Raw genomic sequence first — 20,136 nt, forward strand, 5'->3', positions numbered from 1 at the left:
CGGGCTCATACCAGGGCCTTGCGCGGCGCGTCGGCGTCGTCCCAGCGCCAGTAGGCGTCGCCTTCGTCCATCAGGTAGCGCGCCAGCACCATCTTGTGCACTTCCGATGCGCCGTCGACCAGGCGCGCCTGGCGGGCGTAGCGGTAGATCCATTCCAGCGGCGTGTCTTTCGAATAGCCGCGCGCGCCATTGAGCTGCAGCGCGGTGTCCACCACTTTCTGCAGGGTTTCCGACACGACGATCTTGGCCATGGAGATTTCTTTGCGAGCGTAGTCGCCCTGGTCCAGCCGCGCCGCCGCGCGCATGGTCAGCAGGCGGCCGATCTCGATCTGCATGGCAGCGTCGCCCAGCAGCCACTGCACGCCTTCGCGCTCGGCCAGTTTCTGGCCGAAGCTGCTGCGCCGCCCCACGTAGTCGACCGCCACTTCCATGGAGCGGCGCGCCAGCCCCAGCCAGCGCATGCAGTGCGTCAGGCGCGCCGGGCCCAGGCGGATCTGCGTCAGCTTCAGGCCGTCGCCGATTTCCATCAGGCGGTTTTCGTCGGGGATTTCCAGGCCGTCGAAAATCAGTTCGCAATGGCCGCCGTGTTCTTCCGGCCCCATGATCGGAATGCGCCGCTCGATGCGCCAGCCCGGCTGGCCGGCATCGAACAGAAAGGCGCTGAGCCCTTTGCGCGCGTCGTCCGAGGTGCGGGCGATCAGGATGAAGTGGCGCGCCACGCCGGCTCCGGTGATGAACCACTTGCGGCCGTTGATGATCCACTTGTCGCTCTGGCGGGTGGCCGTGGTGCGCATCATGGACGGGTCGGAGCCGCTGCCCGGGCTGGGCTCGGTCATCACGAACGACGAGCGGACCTTGCCGTCGATGATGGGCTGCAGCCAGCGGTCTTTCTGGTCGGGGCGGGCCACCTGCGCCAGCACGCGCATGTTGCCGTCGTCGGGCGCGGCCGCGTTGAAGGCCACCGGCCCGAAGATCGAGCGGTTCATTTCTTCGTAGCAGGCGGCCAGGCCGACCATGGGCAAGCCCTGGCCGCCGCGCTCGCGCGGCATCTGCAGGGCCCACAGGCCCGCCTCGCGCGCCTTGGCGCGTGCCTGTTCCAGCGCGGCCTCGGCGATATTTTCATGGGCGTCGAAATTGCCCGGGTCGGCTTCCAGCGGGATCAGTTCCTGGTCGACGAAGCGGCGCACGCGGCTCCGGTAGTCCTCCAGCTCGGGGGGCAGAGAAAAGTCCATGCAGCATCTCCATGCAGTGCGCCGCCGGAAGGCGGCAATAAGCGAGGGTTCAAAGCGAACTGACCAGGTGGCCGCCGTCGACGTCGATGACCGAGCCCGTCATGAATGCCGACGCATCCGAGGCCAGCAGCAGCAGCGGTCCGTCCAGGTCTTGTGGCTGCCCCAGGCGGCGCTGCGGCACGCGCTTGATCAGCGCTTCGCCCGCCGGGGACGCAAAGAACTCGCGATTCAGGTCGGTGGCGATATAGCCCGGCGCCAGGGCGTTGACGCGGATGCCGTGGCGGGCCCATTCCAGCGCCAGCGCGCGCGTCAGGTGCAGCAGGCCGGCTTTGGCCGCCGCGTAGGGCGCCACGTGCGAGGCCACGCGCTGTCCCAGGATCGACGCGATATTGACGATGGCGCCCGGCCGGCCTTCGGCGCGGAAATGGCGCGCGCTGGCCTGGGCCACGCGCCACGCGCCGTTGAGGTTGACGTCGATGAGATCGGTCCAGGCCTGCTCGGAGATGTCCAGCGCCGGCTCGCTGAGCGCGACGCCCGCGTTGTTGATCACGATGTCCAGCGGGCCGAGTTCGCCGGCGGCCGCGTCGATGGCGGCCTGCACGCTGTCGGGCCGGGTGACGTCCATTTGCACCACGCAGGCCCGGCCGCCCTGCCGGCCGATGGCCTCGGCCACCTCGCGGCCCAGCTCGGTGCGGCGCCCGCACAGCGCCACGCGCGCCCCGGCGCCCGCCAGCAGGCAGGCAAAGTGCCGGCCCAGCCCGCTATAGGCGCCCGTGACCAGCGCGGTCTTGGACTTCAGGTCTTCGAACATCGATCTCTCCTCACTCACTGGCTTTAATCTGTTTTTGGTCCGCGCAGGAGCGGTGCCAATGCATCGGGCACCTCGAGTTCCAAACGTAACACAGCGCTGGCCAGGGCCTTGCCATAGTTGTCGATCGCCAGGCTGCGCGACACGCCGCCGCCCAGGGCGCCTTCCAGCACGAAGTTCAGCACGCCCAGGCCGTCGACCTCGTAGCGCGTGATGGCGCCGCGCACCGCGGCTTCGTTATAGACCGTGCGCAGCGCATCGGCCGTGACGGCCTGCTTGATGTACGGATAGAACGCGGGCTCGTAGGCGATCACCGCAATGTTCGAGGTGTTGCCCTTGTCGCCCGAGCGGGTGTGCGCGACGCGCCGCAAACTGACTCGCATGATGTTGCTCCTAGACGAATTCGACGGCGCATTGCACCGAGTTGCGCGGCACCAGGGTGGACCACAGGCCGATCACTTCGCGCACCCGGTCCTGGTGGGGCACGCGCTTGCCGGTGGAGGCCAGGCCGCAGACCGCCATGCCGTCGACTTCGCGGCCGATTTTCTCGGCCTGCGCGCGGGTGGCGCAACGCGCCGCGATGCGCACGGCGATCTCGGCCGGCTCGCAGGCCGGCGCGGCCGACGCGGCGCCGTGCACCGCGTTGACGCCGATGAAGTCGATGCGCAGGTCGTCGGCCTGCAGCCCGGCCAGGCGCAGCCGCTCGCGCAGAATGGTCTCGGCCAGCCGGGCCTTGCCCAGGCAGCCCGGGCCGGCGAAGAAGAACATGTCTTCGCCAATGTAGCCCTCGGTGCAGCCCATGGAAACCTTCAGCGTATCGGTGCGCGGGTGGCCCGAGATGTCGCCGACGCGCACCCGGTCGGGCCCCGCCTGTTCCAGGCGCGCGGTGGTGAAGTCCACCACCACGTCGGGCGTGATGTAGCGGGCCGGGTCGTGCACCTCGTAGAACATCTGTTCCTTTACCGTGCGCAGATCGATGCAGCCGCCGGTGCCGCTGACCTTGCCGATCTCGGCCGTACCGTCCGCCTCGACGTCGGCATACGGAAAGGCCAGGTTCCAGGGCTCGGGCACGTCTTTGTAGCCGGGGTCGCCGAAATAGCCGCCGGTGACCTGCGCGCCGCATTCCAGCAGGTGGCCGATGCCGCTGCCCTGCCCCAGCCGCGCCCAGTCGTCGGCGTGCCAGCCGAAGTGGTGCATCATCGGCGCCAGGAACAGCGACGGGTCGGCTACGCGGCCGGTGATGACGATGTCGGCGCCCTGGTCCAGCGCCCGCACAATGGCCTCGGCGCCCGCGTAGGGCTCGGCCGAGATCAGCGTACTGGCCACCGACGCCACGGGCGCGCCGCTTTCCATGATGGACAGCCCGCCGGCCGCGATGCTGGCGCTGAGGTCGGTGGCGCTGACGGCGGCCACCCGGGCCTGCTTCCAGCCGGCTTCGGCGCACAGCTCGGCCACGCGCCGCGCCGCGGCCAGCGGATGGATCCAGCCCTGGTTCGAGACAATGCGCGTGCCGTTGGCCATGCAGTGCGGCAGCACCGCGCGCATGCGGTCGTCCAGCCACGTGTCGTAGCCCGGAAAGGCCGGGTCGCGGCGCTTGCGCACCTGGGCGGCCGATACGGTGGCTTCGGCCATGGTCTCGAAGCACAGAAAATCCAGCGCGCCGCGCTCGGCGTTCCAGCGCGCGGGGTCGATGCGGTCGCCCCACCAGCCGGCGCCCGAGCCGATGCGCAGCCTGCCTGCTTTGTCGTTCATGTCGGTCTCCTTTGCGATGCCGGTTGCCGTTTATTGCGGCTGGATGCCCGCCTTGGCGATGACCTGGCGCCATTTTTCGGTGTCGGCGCGGATGGTGGCGCCGAAGGCCTGCGGCGTGCCCGCCACCGGGATCGCGCCCAGGTTCTCGACCTGGCGGCGCGTGCCGGGCTCGGCCAGCGCCTCGGCCACGGCCGACTGGATGCGCGCCACCACGGCGGCCGGCGTGCCGGCCGGCGCCAGCAGGCCGAACCACGCATTGACTTCATAGCCCGGCAAGCCGGCCTCGGCCACGGTGGGCACGTCGGGCAGCAGGGGCACGCGGGCGCTGGTGGTCACCGCCAGCGCCCGGACGGCGCCGGCGCGGATCTGCCCCATGGCCGAAGGCAGGTTGTCGTACATGATCTGCACCTGGCCGCCCAGCAGGCCGGTCATGGCGGGCGCCGAGCCCTTGTACGGTACGTGGCGGATGTCCACCTTGGCCATGCTGTTGAACAGCTCGCCCGACAGGTGCGGCGAGCCGCCCAGGCTGGTCGAGGCAAAGTTCAGCTGGCCCGGCTTGCGGCGCGCCTGTTCGATCAGCTGTGCCACCGTGGCAATGCCCAGCCCGGGGCTGGCCAACAGCACGTTGGGGGAGTTGGCCACCAGCGTTACCGGCGCGAAATCGCGCGCCGGGTCGTACGGCACCTGCTTGTAGATGAACTGGTTGGTGACCTGGGTGCCCAGGGTGCCCATGACCAGCGTGTAGCCGTCGGGCTGCGCCCGCGCCACGGCGGCCGCCCCGATGCCGCCGCCCGCGCCGGGGCGGTTTTCCACCACCACGTTCTGGCCCAGGCGGCTGCCGGCGGCATGCGCGACCAGGCGCGCCAGCAGGTCGGTGGTGCCGCCGGGCGGAAACGGCACGATCAGCGTGATGGGGCGGGCGGGCCACGCCGGCGCCGCCTGGGCGTGCGCCGCGGGCGCTATCGGCAGCGCCAGGCCGGCGGCAAGAAGAATCGCGTATCCACGCATGGGTATCTCCTGGTGAACGGGGTGTCAGGCGGCGGGAGGCGCGTCTGGCGCGGCCAGCTCGACCAGGGCGTCCACCGCCACTGCGCCCTGGCCTTGCGCGCCCACCAGCACCGGGTTGACGTCTATGGACGCCAGGCGGCCGCCGGCCGCCAGCGCGCAACGCCCCAGCAATACCGCCTGTTCGGCCAGCGCTTGCGCATCGGCGGGCGGATCGCCGCGCACGCCGGCCAGCAGCGTGCCGATGCGCAGGCCCCGCAGTTTGTCGATGACCTCGTCGGCGCTGAAGGGCGGCAGCAGCAGCGCCACGTCCTGCATGGCCTCGACGTACTTGCCGCCGCTGCCCACCATGACCACGGGCCCGAACACCGGGTCGTGGCGCATGCCCAGGGCGCACTCGTGCAGCCCGGCGTGCATGCGCGCCACGATCCATTCCGCGTCGTCCACGCCCAGCCTGGCCAGCGCCTGCGCCTGCCGGGCCAGCGCGGCGCGCAGCGCCTGCTCGTCGTCCAGGCCCAGCGCCACCAGGCCGTGTTCGGATTTGTGGGGCAGGCGCGCCGAGCAGGCCTTCAGCGCCACCGGCGCGCCGATGGCGCGCCAGGCGGCCACGGCGGCGTCGGCATCGGCGCAGCGGGCATGCCCGGCCACCGCCAGGCCCTGGCTGGCCAGCAGCGCCAGGCTTTGCGCCTCGGACAGAAACTGCTGCCGCGAGGGCGGCAGGCTGCACGGCGCCGGGTCCGGCCAGGTTACGGGCGGGCGGCTGTGCCAGCGGTGCAGGCGATACAGGGCGGCCAGCGCGTCGGCCGCCTGCTGTTCGTCGGCATAGACGGCCACGCCGCGCGCGCGGAATGCCGCCGCCACGTTGTCCTGCCATGCCACCACCGCCACCGGCCGGGCCGCCGCGGCGGCGAAGCTGGCCGTGTCGGCCGCGAAGGTGGCCACGTCATAGCCGCGCCCGGCCACCGGAATATCGATCAGGAACATGTCGGCGGCCGGGTCCGCGGCGATCACCGGCAGCACTTGCCCGAACAGTCCGTTGTTCGACAGCAGCGCCGCCGTGATATCCACGGGATTGACGGTAGAGGCGAAGCCGGGCAGCAGGCTGTCCAGTTGCCGCTGCGTGGCCTCGGCCAGCGGCGCGACCTGCAGGCCGCGTTCGACCGCGGCGTCCGAGGCCAGCACGCAGCTGGCGCCCGAATTGCTGACTGCCACCACGCGCGGCCCTTGCGGCAGGGGGCCGCGCAGCGCCAGCTCGGCGAAGCGCACCAGCTCTTGCGGATCGCGCGCGCGCAGAATGGCATGGCGCTCGAAATACGCGTCCACCGCCCGGTCTTCATTGGCCATGGCGCCGGTGTGCGACGCGGCCGCGCGCGCGCCGGCTTCCGAGCGGCCCGCCTTCACCGCGATCAGCGGCACGCCGCGCTCGCGCGCCAGCGCCGCCGCATCGGCCAGCGCGCCCGCATCCTGCAGCGATTCCAGGTACAGCAGCACGATGCGCACTTCCGGATCGCGCAGCACCGCGCAGGCCAGTTCCGCCACCGTGACGTCGGCCTCGTTGCCGGTGGCGTGCACGTGGCGCACGCCCAGGCCGCGCTGGCGCAGCAGGCCGTACACCATCGCGCCCATGCCGCCGCTCTGGCTCAGCACCGCCACCGGGCCATCGGCCGGCGCCACTTCCAGGAACATGGTCGAGAAGCTGGCGATGGCGCCGTTGCCGAAGTTGGCCAGGCCTTGCGAGTTGGGCCCCACGATGCGCATGCCGGCCGCGCGCGCGCGCGCCGTCATGGCGTCCTGCAGCGCCCTGCCGGCATCGCCGGTTTCAGAAAACCCGGCCGAGATCACGATGGCGGCGGCCACGCCCAGCTCGGCGCAGCGGTCCACCGCCTGCACGGCCTGCTGGCCCGCCACGGCCACGATGGCCAGGTCGGGCGCCGCGGGCAGCGCATCCAGGCTGGGCCAGGCGCGTTCGCCCTGCACTTCGGCGCGTTGCGGGTTGATGGGGTACAGCGTGCCCGCGTAGCCGTGCCGCCGCATGTAGTAAATGGGCCGCCCGCCGATCTTGTCGGGATTGTCGGACGCGCCGACGATGGCGATCGAGGCCGGATCGAGCAGCCGGTCCAGGCCGTCGCGCGGGGGGGATGCAAATGCCATGAAGACTCCTGTGGCAAAGGGGCTTCAGGTGTCTGGCTCCGCAGGTACCAGACACCTTTCTGTTGGGAGAGCCGGTGCATGCTTCGGTGTCTGGCACCTGCGGAGCCAGACACCCGGCCGTATCAATTGACGGTGGCGCCGGAGACCTTGACCACTTCCGCCCATTTGCGGATTTCGTTGTCCAGGAACTGCCCGTACTCGGCCGGCGTCATCCAGTCGGCGTCGAAGCCCTGTTGCGCGAATTGCTTCTGCAGGTCGGGGCGGCCGAGCACTTTGCGCAGCGCCGCGCTCAGTTTCTGCACCACGGCCTCGGGCGTGCCGGCCGGCGCCATCAGGCCGTTCCAGGCCGTGGCCTCGTAGCCGTCCAGGCCGGACTCGGCCACGGTGGGCACGTCGGGCGCGGCGGGCGAACGCGCGGCGCTGGTGACGGCCAGCGCGCGCAGCTTGCCGTCTTTCACGTAGGGCATGGACGACAGCATGGTGTTGAACATGATGTCGGCCTGGCCGCCCATCACGTCGGTCATGGCCGGCGCGCTACCGCGGTACGGCACGTGCACCATGCGGATGCCGGCCATGGTGTTGAACAGCTCGGCCGACAGGTGCGTGGACTGCCCGTTGCCCGACGAGGCGAAGGTCAGCTTGCCGGGCGACGCCTTGGCCAGCGCGATCAGCTCGCCCACGTTCTTGGCGGGCAGGTCGGGGCGCGTCACGATCACCAGCGGGCCCTTGGTCAGCAGCGAGATCGGCGCGAAGCTCTTGCGCGTGTCATAGCCCAGGTTCTTGAACAGCGACATGTTGATGGCGTGCGCCGTGGTGGCCAGCAGCAGGGTGTAGCCATCGGGCGCGCTCTTGGCCACCAGGTCGGCACCGATATTGCCGCCCGCGCCCGAGCGGTTGTCGACGATGACCGTCTGGCCGAGTTCGTCGCCCAGCCCTTGCGCTACAGAGCGCGCGACGATGTCGGTGGGGCCGCCCGGCGGATAGGGCACCACCAGGGTAACGGGCTTGTCCGGCCACGCCGCGGCGGCGGCCGCGGCGTGGGCCGCCAGGGCGAAAGCGGCCAGGGCGGCGCGCCAGGTAGTGATTGCAGGCATGAGTCTCTCCTCCGTCCTCGCGGGACGTTATTGTTGGTTGGGGTGGTGGGAAGTAAGGCCGCCGTCGCGGCCGCGCATCAAGGCGGGCGGCACGCCTCGAACTTGAGCAGCGTCCGGCCGTTCAGCTCGGCCGCGCGGCCGCTGACCGCCTGGCCGATGGCGATGCCGGCGTCGGCATGCCCCATCAGCGTCACGTCTTCCCGCAGGCGCACCAGCACCAGCACATAGGGCGCCAGCGCGCGCCACTGCGGGTCGGGCGCGCGGTGCACTTCGCTGCGGGCGATCACCACGCCAGCGCCCGCGGCGCGGCGCCAGCGCAATGCCGTGCCGCCGCAGGCCGCGCAGGCGTAGGGGCGCAAGGCCCACCAGGCGCCGCAGCCGTCGCAGCGCTGCAGGTCGAGAGGGTGCCGGGCGTGCGTGGCCGGGTTCATGCCGCGCCCTCGGCTTGCAGCACCAGGCTGACGTGCGCGGACAGCACGCCGCCGTCGGCATGCACCAGCGCGCGGCGGCGCGGCGCGATCTGGCGTTCGCCGGCGCGGCCCGCCAGCTGGTTGCAGGCCTCGACCACGTGGGCCAGCCCGCCGGCCACGCCGGAATGGCCGAACGACAGCAGGCCGCCATGGGTGTTCAGGGGCAAGGGGCCGGCGGCCGCGAAGTCGCCGCGCCGCAGCCGCGCTCCCGCGCCGCCGCGCGGCGCGTAGCCCAGTTCTTCCAGCAGCATGATCAGAGTGATGGTGAACGAGTCGTAGATCGCCAGATAGTCGATCTGGCCGGCGTCCACCCGCGCCTCGGCCAGGGCGCGGGCGCAGGCGCGCGCGGCGCCGGTATCCAGCACGTCGCGCATGGCCGACAGGTGCTGGTGGCGGTGCGCCTGGCCGCCGCCGGCGACCCGCACCGGGCCTTCGTCGGCGCTGAGCACCAGGGCCGCCGCGCCGTCCGAGATGGGGCAGCAGTCCAGCAGATGCAGCGGCGTGGCAATCGGCCGCGAGGCCAGCACCTGCTCGACCGTGATGGGTTCGCGCAGATGCGCATGCGGGTGGCCGGCGGCGTTGTGGCGCATCAGCGCGGCGAAGCCGGCCATGGCGTCGCGGTCGGTGCCGGTGCGGTGCATGTAGGCCGAGGCCAGCAGCGCGTAGTAGGCGGGCACCGAGGCGCCGTTGGGCACTTCGGTATCGGCCTCGCCCACCTGCGCCAGCGTCTGGATGGAGGTGTCGACCGCCTGGCCGGTCAGGCGGTTTTCGCCGGCCACCACCAGGATGCGCCGGCAGGTGCCGGCGCGCAGCAGTTCGCGCGCCAGCATGACCATGGCCGCGCCGGTGGCCCCGCCCATCTGCATGCCGTGGGCATAGCAGGGGTCCAGGCCCAGTTTCTCGCTGAGCAGCGTGCCCAGCATCAGGTGCGGAAAGGTGGTGGCATAGCCGCACAGCACGCCATCGATGTCGGCGCGCGCCAGGCCCGACTGCGCCAGGGCGCTGTTGGCCGCCTCGGCCATCAGGTCCAGCGCGCTCGCGCCCTCGTGGCGGCCGAAGCGCGTGGTGGCCGCGGCCTGCACATAGGCGCGCCGGTGATCGCGGTCAGGCATGCGGCAGCCACGCGCGTTCGATTTCGCGTGCCTCGTGTGACAGTGCCTGCGCCAGTTCCTGCTCGCGCGATTCGATGCGTTCGTTCAGCGCGGCCACGCTGAGCGCGGCGATCGCCCGACCGCTGGGCCCGCGCACGGCCACGCCCAGGCCCCCCATTTTTTCCACCACCACGTCCAGCAGCATGGCGTGCCCCAGGCTGCGCGCGCGCTGCGCGGCCAGGTCCAGGTCGCGCTCGGGATAGCGCGGGTACCTGGCCGCCAGGCGCTGCCGCACCATGGGCAGCACCGCGCGCGATTCGAATTCATCCAGCGTCGACAGCAGCGCCAGGCTGCCGGCTCCCACGCCCAGCGGCCGGCGGCTGCCCACCTGCAGGTAGTTGGCGCGGATGGGGTAGTCGCCAAAGCACAGGTCCACGCAGACGGATTCCCAGCCCATCGGCAGCGACAGGATGACCGTGTCGCCGAAGCGGCGCGCCAGCCGGATCAGGGCCGGCCGCGCCAGCCCGCGCAGGTCCAGGCCGTCGACCATGGCATGGTGCATGGCATACACCTGCGGGCCCAGCATGTAGTGCTTGCTGACCGGATCCCGTTCGACGAAGCCCTCGGCTTCCAGGTCTTTCAGGATGCGCCGCGCCGTGGAAATATCCAGCGCGGCGCTTTGCGCGATATCGGTCAGCCGGTGCACGCGCCGGTCGGACAGGCTGGCCAGCACGCGGCAAGTCTTCTTCGTGGCGGAAACAGCGGTGGCGTCTTGCGATGGCATGGATAGGGCGGGGCCGGTTCTGAGGAACACGGCCACAAGATAGAAAGGCGGGGCGGCAGCGGTAAAGTTGCAGCGCAACAAATTTTCGTCCAGCGACAATGCGGCCGCCCGTCCGGCCCCGCCGGGTGTTATTCCAAGGCGGGCGCGGCGCGGCGCAGGGGCGCCAGGCGCCTATCGCGACGTCAGTCCGGCCGCTTTCACGACGCCGGTGTATTTCGCCACTTCCGCTTCGAGGTATGCCGCGAATTCGTCGGGCGAACGCAGGTCGGGCGCCGCGCCGATCTGGCGCAGCTTCTGTTCCATGTCGTCCGATTTCATGATCGCCGCCATGGCGCCGCGCAGGCGCTGCAGCACCGGCGCGGGCACCTTCGCCGGCACGAACACCGCGAACCAGGCGCTGACTTCAAAGCCCGGCATGCCGCTTTCGGCCACGGTCGGCACATCGGGCAGCAAGGCGCTGCGCTGCAGGCTGGTGACGGCCAGCGCGCGCAGCTTGCCCTCGCGGATGTGGGGAACCGAGGTGGTCTGCAGGTCGAACATCAGCGGCACGTGGCCCGCCATCACGTCCACCAGGGCCGGCGCGCTGCCGCGGTACGGCACGTGCACCAGGCGGATGCCGGCGGCGTTGGCCAGCATCTCGCCGGCCAGGTGGTTGGACGTGCCCGGGCCGGCAGACGCGTAGTCCAGCGTGCCCGGCTGCTTCTGCGCCGCGGCGATGACGTCCGCCAGCGTGTGGAACGGCGAACCGGGCGGCGTGACCAGCACGAACGGCGTCGACGCCACGGGCGCCACCAGCGCGAAGTCGCGGATCGGGTCGTAGCCGACCTTGTTGATTGCCGGGTTGATGGCGTGCGAGCTGACCGTGCCCAGCAACAGCGTGTAGCCGTCGGCCGGCGCCTGGGCGGCAAAGTGCGCCCCTATCGCCGTGCCCGCGCCGCCCTTGTTTTCAACGACCACCGGCTGGCCCAGTTTTTCGCCCAGCTTCTGGCCGATGGCCCGCGCCAGGATGTCAGCGGAACCGCCCGCCGGATAGGGCACGACCAGCGTGATGGAACGCACGGGAAAATCCTGCGCCGCGGCCTGCCCCGCGGGTGCGGCGAGCAGCATACAGGAGGCGATCGGCGCAATCAGTCGGCACAGTGGGTTCATGCGATTCATCCGTCATGGGTGGCATTCCATTGCTGGGCGATGATCTTGATTCGCGTCAAATGCTCCCAAGTAACAACCCGCTTGTCTAATACCGTTCAAGCGGGCCGCTGATACGCCGCGCGAATCACGCCGCCGCAGGCTTGGCCGGGCCCAGCGCGCTGGCCAGGAAGGCCTGGATAACGGGGTTGTCATTGGCGGCGGCGTGGGCGAACAGCAACTGATAGCTGGGCGGATTGCGCGTTTCGGCAATTTCCAGAAAGCTGACCTCGGACATATGCAGGCGGCGCATGGCAGAGGGCACCAGCGCGACGCCCAGCCCGCCCGCCACCAGGGTCAGGATGGCCTGCATCTGCGAGGCCTCCTGGACGATCCGCGGCATGAAGCCCGCGGCCTGGCAGGCGCCCAGCAGCGCGCCGGCGAAACCCGCGCCCTCGGCCGCCGGAAAAGAAACGAACGACTCCCCCGCCAGCTCTTTCATTTTTACCTTCTGGCGCCGGGCCAGCGCATGCCCGACGGGGACTGCGATGACGAAGTGCTGGGACTGCAGCGCCACCAGCTCGAGCCCTTGCGAATCGTAGACCGGCCCCACCAGCAGCGCGAGATCCGTGTGGCCGTTCTGCAGGTCTTCCAGCTGGCGCCGTGTGGTCTCGGCCGTGAGCGTCAGCTGCACAGTGGGGTAGTCGCGCTGGAAGCGCTTGAAGATCTCGGGCAGTACATCGAGCGCGGCGCTGGGAACGAACGACAGGCGCAGCGCGCCCTCCAGCCCGCTGCCGGTGCGGCGGGCGCGCTCGCGCGCCTGTTCGACAAACTGCAGCAGGCGTATCGCGTCCCGGTAGAACACCTTGCCGGCGGCGGTCAGCCGTACATGGTGCTTGCTGCGATCGAGCAGCGCCGTGCCGATGTCGGCTTCCAGATGCTGCATCGCGGTTGAAAGCGGCGGCTGCGACATGTGCAGCCGCTCGGCCGCGCGGCGAAAGTTGAGCTCTTCGGCGACGACGACAAACTGGCGAACCAGGCGGAGTTCGAACATGGGCGCCCCCATAGGCATGGCCGCGGGTTGGCAATATCTAGCACGAATCACGTAGCAATGTAAATAGTATTGGATGTATCAAGGCAGCTTTCCTAGCATGGCTGTTGCGCGGCTTCTTCCTGTTTCCACTCAAGGACCTCATCAGATGCAACCGTCCCTGCTCGAAGAAATCCCCCAGGTTCCCAATCCCTATCCGGTGGTGGCCACCGTCGAATATCCGGAAGTCTGGCGCCTGTGCACGCAGGCACGGGATCTCGCCTGGGATCCGGTTGCCGATATCGATTATTCGGATCTTGCCCAGGCGGACCTGCCCGACGAAGTGCGCGCGGCCGGCGCCGAGTGGTGGAGCCTGCGCGCCTGGATGGAGCACGGCGCCACCCCGTACGGGGCCGAGCGCCTGCGCGAAGCGATTTTTTCGCATCAGCCGTTCGAGGTGAAGCAGCACATCACCAACTTCATCGCCGAAGAACTGCGCCACCACGAGGCCAGCTTCCGCATCGCCGAGCATCTGAACGGCTACGAGGCGACCCCGCGCGCCGACTACTTCAAGGACATCATTCCGCGCTTCCACGACGAGAAAGACGAGAAGGCGATGAGCTTTTACGCAAGCCTGTCGGTCAATACGCTGTTCGAGCAGCTGTCGGGCGAACTGCTGCAGGCGCGCTACGAAAACGCGCGCTTCGCCTCCATACGCGAGGCCTGCCGGCTCATCCTGCGCGACGAGGCGCGCCACATCCAGTTCGGCCGCATCATCATGCGCCGCTTCTTTTCTGAACTGCCCGCCGAAGAAAAGCGCGTGATCGGCGACAAGGTGGCCAAGAAGCTGCGGGGCAGCCTGCTCAACGGCGTCTACGCCGTGGTCAGCCTGCCCGACGACGAGCGCGCCCGGTCCGGGCGCAAACGCGCGCTGGCCGCCGAATACGGCCTGGGCGCCACGCACCCCGACGACGAACTGGCGATCATCCGCAAAGGCCTGGACCAGATCCGCGAAGACGTGGGCGCCTACGGCATCGAGATCCCGCGCGTGCCCGAAATCGACGACTGTGCGCAGTAAGGGGCGCCCCATGCCGAACCGCGTCATCGCGCCCGCGGGCATCGCCCCGCCTCTGGGGCCCTACAGCATGGCCATTGCGTCCGACGGGCCGGGCACCTGGCTGCACATCGCCGGCCAGGTCGGCATCGGCCCGGGCGGCGCGCTGCTCGACGGCTTCGAGGCGCAGGCCCGCCAGGCCTGGTCGAACCTGGCGGCCGTGCTGGCCGAGGCCGGCATGCAGATGCAGCATCTCGTCAAGGTCAACACCTACCTGACCCGCGCGGCTGACGTGCCGCTGCTGGGGCCGGTGCGCGCCGCCTTCATGGGCGAGGCCAGGCCGGCATCGACCCTGGTCATTGTGCAGGCGCTGGCGCAGCCGCAGTGGCTGGTGGAAGTCGAGGCCGTGGCCTTCCTGCCCGCCCCCGCCTGACCTGAAGAGGCATCATGACGGCGCGCCCCGAGCCGCTGACCCGGCGCCTGCGCGAGATCGGCGCCCGCTGGCAGCAGGATATCCGCGCCGCCGGCGATGAAACCAAGGCGCTGTACCTGCCCTTGCTGGCGCAGGCGCCCAAGAGCGGCGTCGAGGCCGTGCGCGACCTGGCTTATGGAGATGATCCGCGCCAGACGCTCGACGCATACCGGCCGGCCGGGGCGCGCAATGCCCCGGTGGTTGTCTTCGTGCATGGCGGCGCCTTCATCCGGGGCGCCAAGAACATCAACGCCGAAATGTACGCCAACGTGGCCACGTGGTTCGCCCGCCATGGCTGCGTGGGCATCAACATGGAGTACCGGCTGGCGCAGCAGGCGCCGTATCCCGGCGGCGCGGCCGATGTCGCGCTGGCCTGCCGCTGGCTGGCGCGCCACGTCGGCGCGCTGGGCGGGGATGCAGGCCGGATCTGCCTGGTCGGCCATTCCGCCGGCGGCACCCATGTCGCGACCTGGGCGTGCGACCCGCTGTGCGGGCTGCCGCCCATCAACGTACGATGCGCCGTGCTGGTGTCGGCGCGGCTGAAGGCCGACGTTCTGCCGGCCAACCCCAATGCGCCGGGCGTGGCGGCCTACTTTGGCCCGGACCCGGCCTGCCACGGCCCGCGCTCGCCGCTGGCCCATGCCGCGCGCGCGCCCTTGCCGGTGCTGGTGGCCAATGCCGAGTTCGAGAATCCGCTGCTGGACCTGTACGGCCTGGAGTTCGCGCTGGCGCTGGGCCGGGCGCGCGGCGCGGCGCCCCTGCACATCGCCCTGCCGGACCACAACCATGTATCGATCATGGCCCATTTCAATACGCCCGAGCAGTGGCTGGGCGAGCAGGTGCTGGCGTTTTTCGAGCGCTCGTGCCGTTGACGGCCGGCCGGCGGGCGCCTGGCCGGCCGCCGGCCCGCGCTACGCGATGGCCACCAGTTCGGCCCCTTCGGCCACCTGGTCGCCCACGGCGTAGAACACTTCCTGCACCTTGCCGTCGGCCGGGGCCGAAATCGTGTGCTCCATTTTCATGGCTTCCATGACCAGCAGCGGCTGGCCCCTGGACACGCTGTCGCCGGCCTGCACGGCGATGGAGATGATCTTGCCCGGCATGGGCGCCGTCAGCCCGCCGGCGTGGTCGGCCTGGTCGTCCTGCGCATGGGCCAGCGCATCGTGCAGGCCCAGCACCTGCGTGCGGCCTTCGCGGAACACATAGGCCTTGCCATCGTGCAGCACCACCGTGCCGGCGCTTTCGCGGCCATCCAGCACAATGCGCAGGCCATAGGCCAGATTCGGGTTGGCGCTGGCGTGCGCGCGCCAGGAAAACGCCTGGGGTGCGTCGGCCCCGGCGCCGGCCAGCGTCCAGGCCTGCCCGTCGCGCGCCACCGTTACGTCGCGCAGAGTGTCGACGTCCAGCCACTGCACGGCCTGCTGGTAGCGCCCGCCCAGGCGCCAGCCGTCGCGCACGTCCCAGGGGTCGGCAGCCGGCCTGGCGGCCTGGCCGGCGGATTGCGCCAGGCCCTGGCGCACCAGCACCGCCGCCGTGGCCAGCGCCAGCGCGATGGCATCGGCGGCGGCCGGCGGCGGCAGCAAGGTCTGGCGCTGGCGTTCGATCAGCCCGGTGTCCAGGTCGGCCGAGGCAAAGGCCTCGTCCCGCATCAGCCGGGTCAGGAACGCCACGTTGGTCTGTACGCCCACCGCATGGGTGTGCGCCAGCGCCTGGATCATGCGCGCGCGGGCCTGGTCGCGGTCGGCGCCGTGCACGATCAGCTTGGCGATCATGGGGTCGTAGAAGGGCGTAATGGCGTCGCCCATGCGCACGCCGCCGTCGACGCGCACCTCGCCGTTGGCGAACGCCGCGTGCGGCGGCAGTTCCAGATAGGCCAGCCTGCCGATCGACGGCAGGAAGCCCTTGTCGGGGTTTTCGGCGTAGATGCGCGCCTCGATGGCGTGGCCGCTGATGCGCAGGTCTTGCTGGGCGGCCGGCAGCGGCTGGCCCGCGGCCACGCGCAGCTGCCATTCCACCAGGTCGTGGCCGGTGATCATTTCGGTGACCGGGTGCTCGACCTGCAGGCGGGTGTTCATTTCCATGAAATAGAAGCGGCCGTCGGGCTCGGCGATGAATTCCACCGTGCCCGCGCCCACGTAGCCGACCGCGCGCGCCGCCGCCACGGCGGCCTCGCCCATGGCCTGGCGCCGCTCGGGCGTCATGCCGGGGGCCGGCGCTTCTTCGATGACTTTCTGGTGGCGCCGCTGCACCGAGCAGTCGCGCTCGAACAGGTACACGCAATTGCCGTGGGTGTCGGCGAACACCTGGATTTCGATGTGGCGCGGCTTCTGCAGATAGCGCTCGATCAGCACGCGGTCGTCGCCGAAGCTGGACGCGGCTTCGCGCTGGCACGAGGCCAGGGCGTCCAGAAAGGCGCCGGCCGATTCCACCACCCGCATGCCCTTGCCGCCGCCGCCGGCGCTGGCCTTGATCAGCACCGGGTAGCCGATGGCGTCGGCCTGCGTTTTCAGGAACTGCGGATCCTGGTTGTCGCCGTGGTAGCCCGGCACCAGCGGCACGCCGGCTTTTTCCATCAGCGCCTTGGCGGCCGACTTGCTGCCCATGGCGGCAATGGCCGACGCCGGCGGCCCCACGAAGGCAATGCCGGCATCGGCGGCGGCCCGCGCGAAGGCTTCGTTTTCGGACAGGAACCCGTAGCCGGGGTGGATGGCCTGCGCGCCGGTGTCGCGCGCGGCCTGCAGGATCGCGTCGGCGCGCAGGTAGCTGGCGCGCGGCTCGGGGCCGCCGATGTGCACGGCCACGTCGCAGGCCGCCACATGGCGCGCGCCCGCGTCGGCGTCGGAATACACCGCCACCGTGCGGATGCCCAGGCGGCGGGCGGTGGCGGCAACGCGGCAGGCGATTTCACCGCGGTTGGCGATCAGCAGAGTATCGAACATTGGCGTCATCCAGTCGGAATTGCTCGTTAACTTCAGCGGTGCTGCGGTTTTGCAGCAACCTTATCGGGGGCGCCGCGGATCCGGCTTCGCCGGTCCGCCAGCGCCGCCCCCTTGAGGGGGACGCGCGCAGCGCGCCGGGGGTGGGGCCTGCTCACATGCGGAACACGCCGAAGCGGGTGTCTTCGATGGGGGTATTGAGGGCCGCCGACAGCGCCAGGCCCAGCACGCGGCGCGTGTCGGCCGGCGCGATGATGCCGTCGTCCCACAGGCGCGCCGTGGCGTAGTACGGATGGCCTTCGTGTTCGTACTGAGCGCGGATGGGCGCCTTGAAGGCCTCTTCTTCTTCGGCCGACCACTGCCCGCCCTTGGCCTGGATGCCGTCGCGCCGCACGGTGGCCAGCACGCTGGCGGCCTGCTCGCCGCCCATGACCGAGATGCGCGCGTTGGGCCACATGAACAGCAGGCGCGGCGAGTAGGCGCGCCCGCACATGCCGTAGTTGCCGGCGCCGAACGAGCCGCCGATCAGCACCGTGAACTTGGGCACGTTGGCGGTGGCCACCGCGGTCACCATCTTGGCGCCGTGGCGCGCGATGCCCTCGTTTTCATACTTGCGGCCCACCATGAAGCCGGTGATGTTCTGCAGGAACACCAGCGGGATCTTGCGCTGCGCGCACAGTTCGATGAAATGGGCGCCCTTCTGCGCCGATTCCGAGAACAGGATGCCGTTGTTGGCCACGATGCCCACCGGCATGCCGTGGATGTGCGCGAAACCCGTGACCAGCGTGGTGCCGAAGCGCGCCTTGAATTCGTCGAAGTCCGAGCCGTCGACGATGCGGGCGATGATCTCGCGCACGTCGTAGGGCTTGCGCGTGTCGGCCGGAATGATGCCGTTGAGCTCGGCCGGGTCGTAGCGCGGCTCGCGCACCGGGGCCAGCGCCAGCGGCACGGGTTTCTGGCGGTTCAGGCGCGCTACTGCGCCGCGCGCCAGCTGCAGCGCGTGCAGGTCGTTGGCGGCCAGGTGGTCGGCCACGCCCGACAGGCGCGTGTGCACGTCGCCGCCGCCCAGGTCTTCGGCGCTGACCTCTTCGCCGGTGGCGGCCTTGACCAGCGGCGGGCCGCCCAGGAAGATGGTGCCCTGGTTGCGCACGATGATGGACTCGTCGCTCATGGCCGGCACATAGGCGCCGCCGGCCGTGCACGAGCCCATCACCACCGCGATCTGGGCGATGCCCTGCGCCGACATCACGGCCTGGTTGTAGAAGATGCGGCCGAAGTGGTCGCGGTCGGGAAACACTTCATCTTGCTGCGGCAGGTTGGCGCCGCCCGAATCCACCAGGTACACGCACGGCAGGCGGTTCTGCGCGGCGATCTCTTGCGCCCGCAGGTGCTTCTTGACGGTCATGGGGTAGTACGTGCCGCCCTTGACCGTGGCGTCGTTGCAGACGATGACACATTCGGTGCCCGAGATGCGCCCGATGCCGGTAATGACGCCCGCCCCGGGCGCCGCGCCGTCGTACATGCCGTGGGCGGCCATGGGCGACAGTTCCAGGAACGGGCTGCCCGGATCGATCAGGCGCTCGACGCGTTCGCGCGGCAGCAGCTTGCCGCGCGCCACGTGTTTGGCGCGCGCGGCTTCGTTGCCGCCCAGCGCGGTCTGCGCCAGCTGGCGGGCCAGGTCGTCGAGCTGCGCCTGCATGGCGCGCGCATTGTCGGCATAGTCTTGCGAACGCGGATTGATGCGGGATTCGATGGTGGGCATGAAAGCTTTTCCTATGCGTGTCTGACTCCCGAAGGGTGTCTGACACCATCCAACTTTGATCCAGGCACCAGGCTCCCGAAGGGTGCCTGGCACCGAGGTGTGCGCATTGCGGTGCAAACCAGATTCGGTGGGTGTCTGACACCCTTCGGGAGTCAGACACGCCAGGGGGTTACACCATCTCGATCGCCATTGCCACGGCTTCGCCGCCGCCGATGCACAGCGTGGCCACGCCGCGCTTGCCGCCGGTCTTGCGCAGCGCGCCCACCAGCGTGGCCACCAGGCGGGCGCCCGATGCGCCGATGGGGTGGCCCAACGCGGTGGCGCCGCCGTGCACGTTGACCTTCTCGTGCGGCAGCTTGAAGTCGTTCATGGCGGCCATGGCCACCACGGCGAAGGCTTCGTTGATTTCGTACAGGTCCACGTCTTCGGCCTTCCAGCCGGTCTTGGCGAACAGGTTCTTCAGCGCGCCGACCGGCGCGGTGGTGAACCAGCCCGGCTCTTGCGAATGCTGGCTGTGGGACACGATGCGGGCCAGCGGCTTGATGCCCAGCTCTTCGGCGGTAGAGGCGCGCATCAGCACCATGGCGGCCGCGCCGTCGGAAATCGACGAGGAATTGGCGGCGGTGACGGTGCCGTCTTTCTTGAAGGCCGGCTTCAGGGTGGGGATTTTTTCCGGCATGGCCTTGGTGGGCGCCTCGTCGGTGTCGACTACCGTGTCGCCCTTGCGGCCGGCCACCGTGACCGGGGCGATTTCCCATTTGAAGCTGCCGTCTTCGGTGGCGGCGCGCGCGCGGCGCAGCGATTCGAGCGAATAGGCGTCCTGCTGCTCGCGCGTGAAGCTGTACTTGGCGGCGCAGTCTTCGGCGAACACGCCCATGGCCTTGCCGCGGTCGTAGGCGTCTTCCAGGCCGTCGAGCGCCATGTGGTCGTACACGGTGGCGTGGCCGTAGCGGTAGCCCTGGCGGCCCTTCAGCATCAGGTAGGGCGCGTTGCTCATGCTTTCCTGGCCGCCGGCCACCACCACGCGGGCCGAGCCGGCCGCCAGCAGGTCGTGGCCGAACATGGCGGCCTTCAGGCCCGAGCCGCACACTTTATGGATGGTGGTGCACGCCACGCCCAGCGGCAGGCCCGCGCCCAGCGCGGCCTGGCGGGCCGGCGCCTGGCCCTGGCCGGCCTGCAGCACGTTGCCCATGATGACTTCGTCGACCTGCTCGGGCTTCAGGCCGGCGCGTTCGACAGCGGCCTTGATGGCAACCGAGCCCAGTTCGTGGGCGGCCAGGCCGGACAGGCTGCCCAGCATGCCCCCCATGGGCGTGCGGGCAACGGAAACGATGACGACGGGATCAGACATGATTGACTCCTGGAAAGCA

The 20,136-nt window shown here is 70.3% G+C and carries 18 protein-coding genes; 3 read left to right on the forward strand and 15 right to left on the reverse strand.

The features are described from left to right. Positions 1 to 5: 5 nt before the first annotated feature. The 12 genes from J2P76_RS21655 to J2P76_RS21710 form a co-directional block, all read right to left on the reverse strand. Positions 6 to 1,232 (reverse strand): acyl-CoA dehydrogenase family protein, encoded by a 1,227-nt coding sequence (locus J2P76_RS21655; RefSeq protein WP_207409946.1) that lies wholly within the window; start codon positions 1,230 to 1,232, stop codon positions 6 to 8. Between the two features lie 49 nt (positions 1,233 to 1,281). Beyond that, positions 1,282 to 2,043 carry an SDR family NAD(P)-dependent oxidoreductase gene (locus J2P76_RS21660; protein WP_207409947.1) on the reverse strand — a complete coding sequence of 254 codons (762 nt, stop codon included), beginning with the start codon at positions 2,041 to 2,043 and terminating at the stop codon, positions 1,282 to 1,284. A gap of 23 nt (positions 2,044 to 2,066) precedes the next feature. After that, a complete protein-coding gene (locus J2P76_RS21665; protein ID WP_207409948.1) occupies positions 2,067 to 2,423 on the reverse strand; it encodes an AtuA-related protein in 357 nt (118 codons plus the stop codon). 10 nt (positions 2,424 to 2,433) lie between these two features. Continuing rightward, the gene (locus J2P76_RS21670; protein ID WP_207409949.1) at positions 2,434 to 3,792 is read right to left on the reverse strand and encodes an acyclic terpene utilization AtuA family protein; all 1,359 of its coding nucleotides are present in this window, start codon (positions 3,790 to 3,792) and stop codon (positions 2,434 to 2,436) included. Positions 3,793 to 3,822: 30 nt separating this feature from the next. Beyond that, entirely contained in the window at positions 3,823 to 4,800 is a 978-nt protein-coding gene (locus J2P76_RS21675) for a Bug family tripartite tricarboxylate transporter substrate binding protein (protein WP_207409951.1), read from the reverse strand. A gap of 24 nt (positions 4,801 to 4,824) precedes the next feature. Continuing rightward, positions 4,825 to 6,948, reverse strand: a complete 2,124-nt coding sequence (locus tag J2P76_RS21680; protein ID WP_207409953.1) for an acetate--CoA ligase family protein — start codon at positions 6,946 to 6,948, stop codon at positions 4,825 to 4,827. A gap of 122 nt (positions 6,949 to 7,070) precedes the next feature. Beyond that, positions 7,071 to 8,042, reverse strand: a complete 972-nt coding sequence (locus tag J2P76_RS21685) for a tripartite tricarboxylate transporter substrate binding protein (protein WP_207409955.1) — start codon at positions 8,040 to 8,042, stop codon at positions 7,071 to 7,073. 77 nt (positions 8,043 to 8,119) lie between these two features. Then, positions 8,120 to 8,473, reverse strand: a complete 354-nt coding sequence (locus J2P76_RS21690) for a Zn-ribbon domain-containing OB-fold protein (protein WP_207409957.1) — start codon at positions 8,471 to 8,473, stop codon at positions 8,120 to 8,122. Continuing rightward, on the reverse strand, positions 8,470 to 9,624 hold the full coding sequence (locus J2P76_RS21695) for a thiolase family protein (RefSeq protein WP_207409959.1): 1,155 nt from the start codon (positions 9,622 to 9,624) through the stop codon (positions 8,470 to 8,472). Before J2P76_RS21695 ends, J2P76_RS21690 begins: the two co-directional genes overlap by 4 nt. After that, the gene (locus tag J2P76_RS21700) at positions 9,617 to 10,387 is read right to left on the reverse strand and encodes an IclR family transcriptional regulator (RefSeq protein WP_207409962.1); all 771 of its coding nucleotides are present in this window, start codon (positions 10,385 to 10,387) and stop codon (positions 9,617 to 9,619) included. Before J2P76_RS21700 ends, J2P76_RS21695 begins: the two co-directional genes overlap by 8 nt. Before the next feature lie 171 nt (positions 10,388 to 10,558). Continuing rightward, positions 10,559 to 11,494 carry a Bug family tripartite tricarboxylate transporter substrate binding protein gene (locus J2P76_RS21705; protein ID WP_242697639.1) on the reverse strand — a complete coding sequence of 312 codons (936 nt, stop codon included), beginning with the start codon at positions 11,492 to 11,494 and terminating at the stop codon, positions 10,559 to 10,561. A 166-nt stretch (positions 11,495 to 11,660) separates the two neighbouring features. Further along, the gene (locus J2P76_RS21710) at positions 11,661 to 12,566 is read right to left on the reverse strand and encodes a LysR family transcriptional regulator (RefSeq protein WP_207409966.1); all 906 of its coding nucleotides are present in this window, start codon (positions 12,564 to 12,566) and stop codon (positions 11,661 to 11,663) included. A gap of 145 nt (positions 12,567 to 12,711) precedes the next feature. On the opposite strand from J2P76_RS21710, the gene J2P76_RS21715 reads away from it, so the two are divergent. From J2P76_RS21715 to J2P76_RS21725, 3 genes are read left to right on the forward strand one after another with little or no spacing between them, the layout of a single operon-like run. Beyond that, positions 12,712 to 13,620 (forward strand): hypothetical protein, encoded by a 909-nt coding sequence (locus tag J2P76_RS21715; protein WP_207409968.1) that lies wholly within the window; start codon positions 12,712 to 12,714, stop codon positions 13,618 to 13,620. Between the two features lie 10 nt (positions 13,621 to 13,630). Then, positions 13,631 to 14,029 carry a RidA family protein gene (locus J2P76_RS21720; protein ID WP_207409970.1) on the forward strand — a complete coding sequence of 133 codons (399 nt, stop codon included), beginning with the start codon at positions 13,631 to 13,633 and terminating at the stop codon, positions 14,027 to 14,029. Positions 14,030 to 14,043: 14 nt separating this feature from the next. Then, a complete protein-coding gene (locus J2P76_RS21725; protein WP_207409972.1) occupies positions 14,044 to 14,940 on the forward strand; it encodes an alpha/beta hydrolase in 897 nt (298 codons plus the stop codon). A 39-nt stretch (positions 14,941 to 14,979) separates the two neighbouring features. On the opposite strand, the gene J2P76_RS23775 is transcribed toward J2P76_RS21725, so the two are convergent. The 3 genes from J2P76_RS23775 to J2P76_RS21740 all read right to left on the reverse strand — a co-directional run bounded on the left by J2P76_RS23775 (position 14,980) and on the right by J2P76_RS21740 (position 20,117). Next, entirely contained in the window at positions 14,980 to 17,007 is a 2,028-nt protein-coding gene (locus J2P76_RS23775; RefSeq protein ID WP_207409974.1) for an acetyl/propionyl/methylcrotonyl-CoA carboxylase subunit alpha, read from the reverse strand. Positions 17,008 to 17,158: 151 nt separating this feature from the next. Continuing rightward, positions 17,159 to 18,766 carry a carboxyl transferase domain-containing protein gene (locus tag J2P76_RS21735; protein ID WP_207409975.1) on the reverse strand — a complete coding sequence of 536 codons (1,608 nt, stop codon included), beginning with the start codon at positions 18,764 to 18,766 and terminating at the stop codon, positions 17,159 to 17,161. Positions 18,767 to 18,935: 169 nt separating this feature from the next. Continuing rightward, on the reverse strand, positions 18,936 to 20,117 hold the full coding sequence (locus J2P76_RS21740; RefSeq protein WP_207409976.1) for an acetyl-CoA C-acetyltransferase: 1,182 nt from the start codon (positions 20,115 to 20,117) through the stop codon (positions 18,936 to 18,938). Positions 20,118 to 20,136 lie beyond the last annotated feature (19 nt).

This window comes from Bordetella petrii (assembly GCF_017356245.1).
Lineage (GTDB): Bacteria > Pseudomonadota > Gammaproteobacteria > Burkholderiales > Burkholderiaceae_B > Bordetella_A > Bordetella_A petrii_D.

What these genes read in the sequence shown, in the direction of transcription:
- J2P76_RS21655 (WP_207409946.1), bottom strand. Translation starts at nt 1,232, where the DNA reads ATGGACTTTTCTCTGCCCCCCGAGCTGGAGGACTACCGGAGCCGCGTG.
- J2P76_RS21660 (WP_207409947.1), bottom strand. Translation starts at nt 2,043, where the DNA reads ATGTTCGAAGACCTGAAGTCCAAGACCGCGCTGGTCACGGGCGCCTAT.
- J2P76_RS21665 (WP_207409948.1), bottom strand. Translation starts at nt 2,423, where the DNA reads ATGCGAGTCAGTTTGCGGCGCGTCGCGCACACCCGCTCGGGCGACAAG.
- J2P76_RS21670 (WP_207409949.1), bottom strand. Translation starts at nt 3,792, where the DNA reads ATGAACGACAAAGCAGGCAGGCTGCGCATCGGCTCGGGCGCCGGCTGG.
- J2P76_RS21675 (WP_207409951.1), bottom strand. Translation starts at nt 4,800, where the DNA reads ATGCGTGGATACGCGATTCTTCTTGCCGCCGGCCTGGCGCTGCCGATA.
- J2P76_RS21680 (WP_207409953.1), bottom strand. Translation starts at nt 6,948, where the DNA reads ATGGCATTTGCATCCCCCCCGCGCGACGGCCTGGACCGGCTGCTCGAT.
- J2P76_RS21685 (WP_207409955.1), bottom strand. Translation starts at nt 8,042, where the DNA reads ATGCCTGCAATCACTACCTGGCGCGCCGCCCTGGCCGCTTTCGCCCTG.
- J2P76_RS21690 (WP_207409957.1), bottom strand. Translation starts at nt 8,473, where the DNA reads ATGAACCCGGCCACGCACGCCCGGCACCCTCTCGACCTGCAGCGCTGC.
- J2P76_RS21695 (WP_207409959.1), bottom strand. Translation starts at nt 9,624, where the DNA reads ATGCCTGACCGCGATCACCGGCGCGCCTATGTGCAGGCCGCGGCCACC.
- J2P76_RS21700 (WP_207409962.1), bottom strand. Translation starts at nt 10,387, where the DNA reads ATGCCATCGCAAGACGCCACCGCTGTTTCCGCCACGAAGAAGACTTGC.
- J2P76_RS21705 (WP_242697639.1), bottom strand. Translation starts at nt 11,494, where the DNA reads ATGCTGCTCGCCGCACCCGCGGGGCAGGCCGCGGCGCAGGATTTTCCC.
- J2P76_RS21710 (WP_207409966.1), bottom strand. Translation starts at nt 12,566, where the DNA reads ATGTTCGAACTCCGCCTGGTTCGCCAGTTTGTCGTCGTCGCCGAAGAG.
- J2P76_RS21715 (WP_207409968.1), top strand. Translation starts at nt 12,712, where the DNA reads ATGCAACCGTCCCTGCTCGAAGAAATCCCCCAGGTTCCCAATCCCTAT.
- J2P76_RS21720 (WP_207409970.1), top strand. Translation starts at nt 13,631, where the DNA reads ATGCCGAACCGCGTCATCGCGCCCGCGGGCATCGCCCCGCCTCTGGGG.
- J2P76_RS21725 (WP_207409972.1), top strand. Translation starts at nt 14,044, where the DNA reads ATGACGGCGCGCCCCGAGCCGCTGACCCGGCGCCTGCGCGAGATCGGC.
- J2P76_RS23775 (WP_207409974.1), bottom strand. Translation starts at nt 17,007, where the DNA reads ATGTTCGATACTCTGCTGATCGCCAACCGCGGTGAAATCGCCTGCCGC.
- J2P76_RS21735 (WP_207409975.1), bottom strand. Translation starts at nt 18,766, where the DNA reads ATGCCCACCATCGAATCCCGCATCAATCCGCGTTCGCAAGACTATGCC.
- J2P76_RS21740 (WP_207409976.1), bottom strand. Translation starts at nt 20,117, where the DNA reads ATGTCTGATCCCGTCGTCATCGTTTCCGTTGCCCGCACGCCCATGGGG.